The 11,617-nt window shown below is 54.3% G+C and carries 8 protein-coding genes; 2 read left to right on the top strand and 6 right to left on the bottom strand.

All coding sequences use genetic code 11. The annotated features are described in order from the left end of the window. Window positions 1-5: 5 nt before the first annotated feature. Window positions 6-455, bottom strand: coding sequence for a cytochrome C oxidase subunit IV family protein (locus ACFSSA_RS05480; protein ID WP_386819078.1), 450 nt, complete (start codon window positions 453-455; stop codon window positions 6-8). A 253-nt stretch (window positions 456-708) separates the two neighbouring features. Here ACFSSA_RS05480 and ACFSSA_RS05475 point away from each other — a divergent pair, with 253 nt between their 5' ends. Further along, window positions 709-1,593, top strand: coding sequence for an SDR family oxidoreductase (locus tag ACFSSA_RS05475; protein WP_386819076.1), 885 nt, complete (start codon window positions 709-711; stop codon window positions 1,591-1,593). A 73-nt stretch (window positions 1,594-1,666) separates the two neighbouring features. Here ACFSSA_RS05475 and ACFSSA_RS05470 read toward each other — a convergent pair whose 3' ends face one another. The 5 genes from ACFSSA_RS05470 to ACFSSA_RS05450 all read right to left on the bottom strand — a co-directional run bounded on the left by ACFSSA_RS05470 (window position 1,667) and on the right by ACFSSA_RS05450 (window position 9,601). Next, complete coding sequence (locus ACFSSA_RS05470; RefSeq protein WP_386819075.1) at window positions 1,667-3,496, bottom strand: alpha-amylase family glycosyl hydrolase; 1,830 nt, start codon at window positions 3,494-3,496, stop codon at window positions 1,667-1,669. Window positions 3,497-3,516: 20 nt separating this feature from the next. Next, window positions 3,517-4,017, bottom strand: a complete 501-nt coding sequence (locus ACFSSA_RS05465) for a ferritin-like domain-containing protein (protein ID WP_386819073.1) — start codon at window positions 4,015-4,017, stop codon at window positions 3,517-3,519. A 149-nt stretch (window positions 4,018-4,166) separates the two neighbouring features. Further along, a complete protein-coding gene (ligD, locus tag ACFSSA_RS05460) occupies window positions 4,167-6,488 on the bottom strand; it encodes a DNA ligase D (RefSeq protein ID WP_386819072.1) in 2,322 nt (773 codons plus the stop codon). Then, the gene (ku, locus tag ACFSSA_RS05455; protein ID WP_386819070.1) at window positions 6,442-7,389 is read right to left on the bottom strand and encodes a non-homologous end joining protein Ku; all 948 of its coding nucleotides are present in this window, start codon (window positions 7,387-7,389) and stop codon (window positions 6,442-6,444) included. Before ku ends, ligD begins: the two co-directional genes overlap by 47 nt. 196 nt (window positions 7,390-7,585) lie before the next feature. Then, a complete protein-coding gene (locus ACFSSA_RS05450) occupies window positions 7,586-9,601 on the bottom strand; it encodes a glycoside hydrolase family 127 protein (RefSeq protein WP_386819068.1) in 2,016 nt (671 codons plus the stop codon). A 444-nt stretch (window positions 9,602-10,045) separates the two neighbouring features. On the opposite strand from ACFSSA_RS05450, the gene ACFSSA_RS05445 reads away from it, so the two are divergent. Beyond that, window positions 10,046-11,599 (top strand): MBG domain-containing protein, encoded by a 1,554-nt coding sequence (locus tag ACFSSA_RS05445; protein ID WP_386819066.1) that lies wholly within the window; start codon window positions 10,046-10,048, stop codon window positions 11,597-11,599. Window positions 11,600-11,617 lie beyond the last annotated feature (18 nt).

Here is an 11,617-nt window from a genome sequence, read left to right as displayed (position 1 = left end):
ATTTTTCATGGCGCACCCTTCTGCGTTTCGTGGATATCCGTGCCGCCATCTCCATCGATCCGCTCAATGCCGTCATCGTAGAAATGAGGATCGTAAGTCATATCGGCAAAGTGCATGTGGGTCCCGAAATACAGTCCTACGGCATGAATAGTAGCTAATCCGATAATGAAATAGACGGTTTTTTTCTCATGATTGAGGTGCATGAAGACCAGTGCGACCATGGAGGCTTTTATAGTGGCAATCAGGAGGCCAAGGGCCGCGTCCCAGGCATCGAATCCATGCCGCCCGATATCCAGTGCGGGCACGGTGGCTACTGCAACGGTAGTGATGGTGAAGATAAACAACAGGCAGCCGACAATGAGGAAGCGCTTCTTCGCCAACTGTATATGCTCGAAATCGCTATCTGGAGGAATTGTGTCATTCGCCGGCAAAACTGGTTCATTTGAGTGTTTCATAATGGTTCCGTTTCCGTCCGGCTATCGCAGTGGATGTGCCAGCAATTGGGATGCCGGAAATCCGATGCTATATGAGCTGATAGCAACGACTTGCCTTAAGTTTTATCGCGCAATATGCCGCGTTTTCCTTGCAATATGCAGCTGTGGATTTCCATTGGTAGGCCTGTGCCCGGCGCTTGCAATTGTGGAATGGAGTGAAGCATGTGTGGCATGCTTGAAGCTATGGAATGCTCCTGAAACACGAACGATTATCATGCCAAATAGTAGTAAACAAAACTCGACGGAAAAGCAGTTCCCCGCACAGCAACAGGATCGACAACCGGGCCGCGAAAATGAAATGGACCCGCCTCCGGAGTATGAGAACACGGAGCTGAGGGGAAGCGGGAGATTGGAAGGAAAAGTGGCGCTGATTTCCGGCGGTGACTCGGGGATCGGTCGCGCGGTGGCTGTGGCTTTCGCGCGCGAAGGGGCAGATGTGGCCTTTGCCTTCCTTGAAGAAATTGCCGATGCGGATGAAACCAAACGGCTGGTGGAAGGCTACGGAAGAAGATGCGTGCCGATTCGCTGCGATATCTCCCGGAAGCACAACTGCGTGGAGGCCATCGAGCGGACAGTCGCCGAACTCGGCCACCTCGACATCCTCGTAAACAATGCGGCAAAGCAGTTTCCGCAGGAATCGATTGAGGAGATCAGCGAGGAACAACTGCTTGAGACCTTTTCCACCAATGTGTTTTCGATGTTCTATCTGAGCTCCGCCGCCCTTCCGCATCTCAAGAAATCCGCCTCGCCAGCCATCATAAATACGACCTCGGTGACGGCTTACAGAGGTAGCCCGAAGCTATTGGATTATTCCGCTACCAAAGGAGCGATCGTTGCGTTTACGAGATCGCTTTCCGGGAACCTGGCGGAGCATAAGATCCGCGTGAACGGAGTGGCGCCGGGCCCGATCTGGACGCCGCTCATTCCGGCGACTTTCCCTGCGGAAAAGGTTGAAAAATTCGGCTCGGACACTCCGCTCGGAAGGGCTGGGCAGCCGTGGGAATGTGCTTCGTGCTACGTATTCCTAGCCAGTGACGAGTCACGGTATATGACCGGCCAGGTGCTGCATCCCAACGGAGGCGAAATTATAAATGGCTGAGTAATTTTTCTGAATTCATCAATGCATGAAAAAGGCACCCGCCGGTCGAATGGCGGGTGCCTTTTTGTGGTGATCATTCTTCCCAACGGTCGCGCCATTTGGCGGAGTCTTCCGGGGTGACCAGACGGCGGCGCACCGTAATAAGTTCCCTCTGTGGCGGAGAATTTTCCTGTCCCGGAAAAATTACAAATTTGTATCCGATGGCTTTTCCGGAGCTTTCGTTGAAAGGGATTTCCCCGAACCACGTGTTCGAGTTAATGCACTCCAGCTCAAAGGCTCTCCGGAGATCCCACTCTCCCAGCTCCGGACAATCGCCGATGACCAGAAGCCGATCGCCGGGCTGTGTGGGCGCACCGTTCACCTGCAGACGGATCACCGTGTTTGCACGGACCGGGGTGTCGCGTTTGACGAATACCATTGCGGCCATTTCGGGAACTTCCAATGATGCCTTACCGCCCTCGATCGTAATCACCGTATCCGTGAGAATGCAGGTGCGAGATCCATCGGGAAAATCCAGATGCTCCAGATCGAGCGTGCGCTGCGGACCTTTGTTAATGATCACCAGGCATCTGGCATGTTTGTATTTCCGCTCAAAGACATAGCAATCCGCATCCACCCATTTCGGCAGCTGCGCACCCCACTGGAGTGCGGTATTCTTTTTGCGCTCATGGGATAGAATGCCGATGATGCGCATGGCCTCGGTCTTGCCCCATTTTTCCATCATCGGGCGGTTGTAGGGATCGTTCCCCCCATCCGTGTCATTGTGGAGATATTGCTCACAGCCATAATAGAGGCAGGGAATTCCGCGGGTGGTGAGCAGCAGGACAAGGGAGAGCTCGAGAAGCCGATCGGAAACTCCCAGCGACTGAAGACGCGGCATATCATGGTTCTCGAAAAAAGTGACCAGCTCTGTCGCGCAGCTGTATTTATGATCAAGATCCAGGATGTGTTGCACCGTGTGGAATCCATCGTCGGCGGCTCCGGACATGCAGTTTCTTATCGCTTCACAGAGGCCGAAATCCAGGATCGTCATCCCGGCTTTGTTGGCAAAGGTCACCGAGCTTTCATTTTCCGGGTGGCTGTAAATCCATTCCCCGAAGCGGAACAAATTCGGGTTGGCGGATTCCATGTCCGCATTGAACTCCTGCCAGAACCACAAAGGCATGTGCTTTACCGTATCCACTCTCAGCGCATCAATGCCTTTGGAAATCCAGAGCTTGATCGCATCCTTGATATAATTGCGGTAGAGAATGTTGTTCTCATTGAATGTGGCCAGTCCGCAGAGCTCGCAGTTCTGGACCTGCCATTCATCCGCCCAGTCCAGCGTGTCTCCATAGTGGTGATACCAGTGGTCCTTGTCGTTATCGAAATCGGCGACCAGCTTCCCGTTATCGTAGAGCTTTCCTTTTCCCTGTGCCGTCGCGGGCGAACTGTGGTTGCACACGATATCCAGGACAAAACGCATCCCTCTCGAGTGCATCTCCTCGATGAGTTGATCGAGGATCGTATCGTTTCTCTCGAAGAAATTTTTCTGAGTCGGGTCATTCACCCAGCGGGGATTGATTCTCTTGAAATCCTTTGTCCAGTAGCCGTGCACAGGAGCACTGGGATTATCGCCAATCGTCATGGACTCCACCTGCTCGAAGAGAGGGGTCGTCCAAATCGCGCCGATACCCATGGAGCGCAGGTAGGGGAGCTTGTCGTAAAGTCCCTGAAGATCGCCACCCCAATATTTTCCCCACTCCTGGTGAGAGGCATCGAACATCTCGTCCTTTTCGCGGGACTTCTTCGCATTGCCCACCGAGAACCGGTCGAGCACTACGAAGTATATCGTTTCGGAGCGGAACTCCGCATCGGAGCCCGCCATGATTCCCAAATCCACTTCTTCCATTTGTTCTGACATGGCGGGCTGGTTTTTAAGGTTTACTTCTCAGGTTTGGGAGCGGATTTCAGCAACGATTTTGCAATTGTGCTGAGTGTTTTGTCGGCGCCACCTTCCTCGGTGAGCGTCGTGTCGAGCAGCTCCACGACATCCGCGAGCTTCAGCGCATTCGCCAGAGATCTGGCAGAGCCATATCCGGAAATCTCGTAGTGCTCCACTTTTTGTGCAGCAGTAATGAGTGCCAGATCCAGGATGGTTTCCTCACCCTCTTCCTTGATGGTTTCCTCGCCTTCTTCGACGAGGCCTTTCATCGCCTTGCAGGTCTTGCCGCGTGGAGTGATATCGAGAAGCTTGGCGACTTCTTCGAGACGTTCCACGTGGCCTTTCGTTTCCTCAAGGTGGGCTTCGAACGCTTCCTTCAATTCAGGATTCGTCGCCGCTTTTGCCATCTTGGGAAGAGCCTTCACCAGCTGCGTTTCCGCGCTGTAGAGGTCTTTGATATCGTGTTCGAGCAGTTTTTTGAGGTCGGTTAATTTGGACATGATGTTGTCTGGGTTGGTTGATTGAAGACGACCAGCTTTCGCACGCGTTATGCCATGCGCCGGGCGTGTCATAACCCATTGAAATCATAAGGTTTTGCCTCTCGTGCGGAGGCGCGCAACGGGTTCATGGAGTGCGATTTGCACGCACCTCAGAGTGCAAAGCGCGAAGCTTCCTCGAGCATCGCCCTGGTGATACGCTGGGCTTGCGGCTTCAGCCACTCGGCGGGAGTTTGCGGGGGCTCGTGTAGATTGAAGCCCTGCTGCGGCGCATTTGCCAGATCCTCCCACGATACCGGCATCGAGACGGCAGCTCCTTTCCGTGCACGAAGGCTCCAAGGGGCCACACAGGTCGCTCCTTTACCATTCCGCATCCAATCGATGAAGATTTTACCTTTCCGCTTTGCCTTGGACGCGACGATGGTGAAGCGGTTCCCGTTCATGGCAGCGACTTTTGCCGAGACGTTTTTGCTGAAAGCCTTCATCTCCGCCCATTCATGATCACGGCGGATACGCAGCATGAGATGCAGGCCCTTTCCTCCGGAGAATTTCACCATCGGCTCCAGTCCCATTTCCCGCAGGGTATCGCGCAGTAGAAATGCGGCTCCGAGCACTTCCTCCCACGCCACTGCGGCATCCGGATCCAGATCCCAGGTAAGGAATTCCGCCATATCGGGTTTGTCCACGGTGGATCCCCACGGATGGATTTCAATGATCCCGTATTGGGCGAGCGACACCAGTCCGGCCGTGTTATGAATCGAAAAAATTTCCGAGCCATCTTCCAGAACGGAAGCTTTCACTCCATCCGGGATATGCCTGGTAAACGATTTTTGGAAAAACATATCCCCGGAGATTCTCTCGGGCGCGCGGAGAACTGCCAACGGACGCCCCGCGATATACGGCATCATCAGATCTCCGGTCTTTTCGTAATATTCGGCCACCTCGAGTTTGGTGACGCCAAGCCCGGGGTAAATCACCCGGTCAGGATGCGTGATTTTCAGATTCATGACGGTGCTCTTTTTCATGGGCGATAGGGTTTCCAATCTTACCTCGGAGGCGGATTTGTCCTGCCTGAGACCGATGAAACTTCCCTGGCGGATGGAACCATCCCGGGTGATCTCCGCAAACTCAATCTCGGCGACGAGCTCGGGAGCCAGCCAGGTTACCCCGCGTTCGGTGGTGTGGAACGCGGGCTGCGAACGCCGGATGGATTGGAATTTTTCCATCAGTTCCGAGATGATCTTGTCGCTAAAGCCCGTTCCGACCTTGCCTCTGGGCACGAGCTTTCCGTTCTCGTGGGAGGCCAGGAGTAGGGCTCCAAAGCCTTCCCGGCTGCCCTTTGGCGCTGTGTATCCACAGATTATAAATTCCTGCCGTGCCCGGCATTTCGATTTCACCCAATCATTGCGCGTGCCCGGAAGATAGCGTCCATCGAGCTTTTTACTGATGATGCCTTCCAGTCCGTGCTTACAGGCCTGCTGGAAAAGGCTCTGGCCGCTGGCCGCACTCCAGATCTTTGATAGCCGCACGCGTTCTCCATCGTCCCCGATGAGCTCTGCGAGTTGTTCCGCCCGTCGGCGGAGGGGGAGATCGCGCAAGTTCCTCCCTCCGAGATTGAGCAGATCAAAAGCGACAAAAGAAATCCTGCCGCCCTCCTTCAAGGCCGCTTGCAGGGCTCCGAAACTGCTGCGTCCCTTTTCATCGAAGACGACTGCCTCCCCGTCCAAAACAAAATCCTGCTCTGCGAGGGACGTGATTGATTCCGCGAGAGAGCCGAATTTTTCCGTCCAGTCATGGCCGTTTCTGGTGAAAAGCGTGACACGGCTTTTTGATTTTACCGCGATCAGACGGTAGCCATCGAACTTGATTTCATGCCCCCAATTTTTCCCGGACGGGACGGATGAAACCACGCGGGCGAGTTGGGGCTCGATGAACTGCGGGCTTTCTCTTGGTAGCGTGGCCGGGGCATCTTCAGCATCAGTTTCCAGCAGCCGCAGCAGCCAGTTCGGTTCTTCGCCCATTTGTGCGAGGAGATAGCTTCCGTGAAGACGCCCGCCGCGTAACCTGAACTTCAGTTTGCCCTTCTCGAACGATTTCTTCCAGTTCGCCGATAGCGGCTCCCAAATTCCTGCGTCCCAGATATGGACTTGTCCCGCTCCGTAATTTCCTTTCGGGATCTCTCCTTCAAACTTCCCGTAGTCCAGTGGGTGATCTTCCACATGCACCGCCAACCGCTTGGCCGTGGTATCCTCCGGGATGCCTTTTGGCACCGCCCAGCTCACCAGGACTCCATCCATCTCCAGCCGGAAGTCGTAATGCAAAGATCTCGCATGGTGCTCCTGGACCACGAAACTCATGCCGCCGTCGGCAGCCTGCGCGGAGTCAGGCTCCGGGGTCTTTCCGAAATTCCGCTTTCTCCGATAGGGCTCAAGCCGATTTTTTGGACTTGGTGCTGCTGGATTTTTTCGAGGCATTTTTTCTCGTCGTCTTCTTGGCTGGTGCCTTCTTCGCCGGGGTTTTCCTGGTGGGCTTCTTCGCGGTTTTACCGTCAGAGGTGCCGGAGGACTTTTTGCCCGATGCCTGTTGAACGCTTTTTTCCAAATAGGAGGCCAGGTCCACCACGTTCTCGCTGGATGAATCATCATCCCCGTCGTCCGGATCCCGCACATCGGAGACCGCGTCGCCTTTGGAAATCTTTTTCTCGATGTAGGCCATCAGCGATTCACGGTATTCATCGTGGATATCGGCAGGTTTCCACTCCTCCGTCATATCGCCGATGAGCTTGACCGCCAGATCCATTTCCTTTTTGACGGGTTTCCATGCGTTGTCTCCGGAAGCGGGAAGCTCAAGAGTGGATACCTTTTTGATTTCCTGGGGAAAACGAAGCAGCATGAGGATCAGCACATCATCTCTCACAAACATCGCGCTGAGGTATTCGCGGGTGCGGATCACCACTCTGGAAATGCCTGCTTTATTGGTCTTGCGCAGGGCTTCCCGGAGCAGTGCATAAGCCTTCCTGCCACGCTTCTCTGGCTCCAGATAGTAGGGCTTGTCGAAAAGGATGGGGTCAATCTCCAACAGATCGACAAATTCCGAGATCTCGATGGTCTTGGTGAGTTCCGGCTGCACGGTATCGAGCTCGTCCTTGGTCAGCAGGACAAATTTTCCGTCATCGTGCTCATAAGCCTTCACCATTCTATCCCAGGGGACCTCTTCGCCAGTGTCCGCATTGACCCGCTCGTAGCGGATGCGTGCGTGGTTGCTGCTGTCCACCATGTGCAGCTGGATATCGGGGCGGCTCTCCGCACTCGTCAGCGCGACGGGAATATTCACCAGCCCGAAAGCGATCGATCCTTTCCAAATAGCTCGTGCCATAATCAAGAGTGAATCGCATAAAGCATGCCGCCGTGGAATCGCTGGATTGGCTGGGCTTTTTGGTAACGGAATCCGGCATTTTGGGTGCGCGGGGTTTGCAAAATGCACGGGTGCTCCCCGTTGAATACCGGCACAAAAAAAGCCTGCAGCCTTTTCCGGTTGGAGCAAGCTGCAGGCGTTAATGGATCGATCCGGATTATTTCCAGATTACCGGAACGAAGACGGTCATCTCGCTATCGCCACGGTTGCTCCATGCATAGAAAGGAACAAACTGGGTCTCCGCAGTCTTCCAGATTGGCTTGTCGGTGACGCGATACATTCCCTCTTTCTTGTCCTGGCGCAGTGCGACATTGGCCTTGATGGTCGTAAGGCCACCAAGGAAATCCGGCTGATACTCGGCTTCCAGCTTGCTGTCGGACGGCAGATAAACATCGAGAATGCTGACCTTTTCCGGCAGATCCGGAGACTCAACGCAGTAGACGATAGGACCGCGGGTAAGGGCCACCTGGTTGCGGACTTCCTCAATGCGGGCGTGGCCTTCCACCAGTTTGATTTCCATTGGCATATCCAGTTCGATCTTATCGCCGGCCTTCCAGCCGCGGTTGAGAACCGCGAATTTTCCAGCCGTGACTTCCACGCCGGAGTCCTCGCCATTGACTTTCAGCGTGCTGCCTTCCGCCCATTCCGGGATGCGGATCATCATGTCAAAAGGCTCCGCCTTGCACTCGTCCAAGGTGATGCTGACTTTTCCATCCCACGGATAATTGGTGACCTGGGTGAGCTCGATTGGTGATCCATCCTGCAGCTTTGTGCTGAGCTTGTTGCCCCCGTAGAGGTTCACGGACACGCCGTTTTTCGCCAAGCCATAAGCCCAGGCGGAGGATTTCGCCACGGTGCGGACGAGGTTCGGCGGGCAGCAGAAGCACTCCAGATACGGCAGGCGGTCCGCAGACTCGGTATTCATTTTCGAGTAGTCCCGTGAGCCATGGATTTTACGCAATGGATTGGCGTAGTAGTAGCAAGTGCCATCGATGCTGATGCCGGAAAGACCGCTGTTGAAAAGCACCCGCTCCATCACATCGGCATACTTTGACTCACCGTGGATATCGAGCATGCGGAAGCTGAACATCGAGTTACAGATGTTCGCGCAGGTCTCATTATAGGCAGTCATGTTCGGCATCATGAATTCATCGATGAAGCCTTCCTGGATGGGATCGCGACGCGACGAGGCTCCATAGTGGGTCTGGCCGAGAGCGCCGGTGATATACATTTTCTTGTTCACCACGTTATCCCAAAGTCTGTCCAGCGCATCAATGAGCGCCTTCTCGCCGGTCTCCGCATAGACGTCGGCGGCACCTGCATAGAAATAAAGGGCGAGCACCGCATGGCCGACAGCTTCGGTTTCCTTACGCAGTGGCACACGCTCCTGGACCATATCGCCGATCGGGTAGCCGACCGTGCTGGAATCTTCTTCGATTTTCGATTTGCCGCGGTTGTTGATGAAGATTTCCGCCAATTCCAGATACCGCTTGTCCCTGGTGGTGCGGTAAAGTTCCACCAGGCCCATGATCTGGGTCTGGTTGAAACCGAAACGGGCGTGCTCCTTCGTGGGCTTGGAAAAAACCTTGTAGAGAAGATCCGCGTTCTTGAGCGCGATATCCAGCAGGTTGGTTTTTCCCGTTACCCGGTTATGAATGCATGCTGCGGTGTAAAGGTGCCCGCAGTTATACATTTCGTGATATCTGCGGTTGGAGAAATGCTCGATGTCTTCGATCTGGATCTCGGTATGTAAATAACCGTCCTCCTCCTGCGCCTGGGCGATAATAGCAATGATCTCGTCGAGCTCCTTGAGGATTTTCTCATCCTTGTTCATCGCATAGACATAGGTCGCGGCTTCCATCCATTTATAGAAATCCCCGTCATGCCATGCAAATCCCTGATGCTTTCCTTGCTTCAGTCCGGCTGCGATTTTGAAGTTATTGAAGCCGTGGCCGATGTCTCCCTTGAGAATCTCGCCCATATGCGGAACCATCACATCCTCGCAAAGCTGGAATTTGTCCGCCCAAAAGCCTTCGGTCCACCGGCAATCACCGATATTGATATTCTTGATCGCGACGTGCGGGCTTTCGGAATTATTGATAATGCCACGCTGCTGTGCCTGGCAGATGCCGGCAAGCGCCAGACTGGTGGCGAGTAGTTTGATTTTGTTCATTTGGTTTTCGAGGTTGGTTCGTTCTGAAATTTCGATCTCGGAGTGAGGTGGATGAGAAAAACGCTCGGTTTCTCCTGCAATCTATCGTTGAAGGCGTGAATTGTGGCAGATTCCGGATGGGTCGAACATAGCGGAATCGCCATATTACCTTGCGTAAAATCTTATTGGTTGGTCGGCTGGCGGGGAAGGCATCCCGCGTGAGTTTAGAGGTTTTCCGTAAAAATGAATATCCGCTTTTCATGAGGTCTTCCATCAAGGTGGTGGGGGAGTTGCGCGGAACGCGGTTTCCATGGAATCCGCGGACGAGAGAAAATATCAGTGTCGATATTGTCTCAAAATAATATCGACGCGATGGAATGGCACATGCTTTTGTGCGCGTGCCGCTCCGGATCGCAGAGCGGAAAGTTTTAAGATTTTGATGTTGTTGCAACGATTGGTTTTTTCATGAGTCTTTATAAATCAGCTTACAGTGGAAAATGTATCATTTCAATGATGTGTCTTTTCCTGTTGGGCGGATTTTCCCTTGCCCAGCAACAGGTAAGCATCAACTTCGGGCAGCTAACCCAGGAATATGACGGCACGGCGCGTTTTCCCGTGATTTCCAGCAATCCTTCCGGTGTGGATGTGGAAGTGGCGATTACTCCCAGGACTTCGGAAACGGTCTACCAGACAGTGCCCACACCCCTCTATGGTTCCTATACCAGTGTCCCGCTTGCCGGATCGAATAATAAGGCCCTCGGAGATATCATCAATCTTGGTGGTGGAAATCGTTATCTGGAGTCGATTGATGTGGTGCTGGTGAACTGGGCGAAAGCCTCCGATTGGCCTTCACTCGCGGCCCAGAATTCCGCCGGGTATTATCATACGATTTCAATGATCATCTATAAGCGGAACAGCTCCAACGGGCTCGATCTGCTGACACAGAAAAGCCAACAGGTATTGATCCCGTGGCGGCCGGAAGTGCTGGATGACGGGACTCCGTATCCCTTTGGCGGGATCGCGTTCAAGGCACGTTTCAATTTCCCCGGTCAGGATCTGCTGGGCAACCAGCTTGCGGTGCTGGTCGCTTATAATACCAGGAATAGCGGATTTGCTCCCACAGGAGTTTCCGGCCCTTATGATGCTCTGAATGTGGGGCTCAATGGCACGGCACCTACGATCGGCTCGGACGCAAGTTCCAGCACGATGTTGCGCCTGGAAAATAACCTGATCACCACTGGGACTTTCGGGGCGGTGGCACCGATGTTCACGATCCGTTCCTTCCCTCAAACGCCCGCCACGGGCACGGCGGTGAATGCCGGAGTTTATCGGATCGAAGCAAATGTCGTTTCCCCCGGCTATCAGGGCTCTGCGGTGGCGGATATGACGATCAAGCCCGCTCCTGTCACGATTACCCTGGGGAACCTGACCCAGGTCGCAAACGGCGGGCAGAAAAGCATTACGGTAACGACCCAGCCCTCCGGCATATCCCATGTGGTAAGTTATGCCGGCCAGAGCACGCCGCCTTCCGCGATCGGCACCTATCCGGTGTTTGTGGATATAACCGCGCCAAATTACGGTGGCCGCGCCACGGGCACGCTCCGGCTGGGAAATTCGTTTTCCACCTGGATTTCCGGCTGGCAGAACACCGGAAGCATTCCTCCTTCCAAGCTTGGGATGAATGACGATCCCGATCTGGACGGGCGGAGCAATTTCCTCGAATACGCCGCGGGCACCAATCCCTCGCTGGCTGATGCGACCGCGCTTCTGGAGATCGTCCGTGATCCGGCGGGAGTCGCGTTGATCCACCGGGAGAATACCACGGCGGTGGATTTGACCTACCGGCTTTATTCCACCTCCCGGCTGGATAATCCGGCCTCGTGGGCGGAAGTGGCAACCACACCACAAGTCTTCAGCGAGGGGATGGATTCCCGGAAAATGAAGACTTTGCAGCCCATCGCTCCGTCACCCGGTGCGAAGTTCTATCGGCTCGGAGTGCAAAAAACCGGTGGCTTTTAACATGGGACGGATTATTCG

This window comes from Luteolibacter algae, assembly GCF_042683045.1.
In the GTDB taxonomy this organism is placed as follows: domain Bacteria; phylum Verrucomicrobiota; class Verrucomicrobiia; order Verrucomicrobiales; family Akkermansiaceae; genus Luteolibacter; species Luteolibacter algae.
This window is presented reverse-complemented; position numbering and strand designations above follow the sequence as displayed.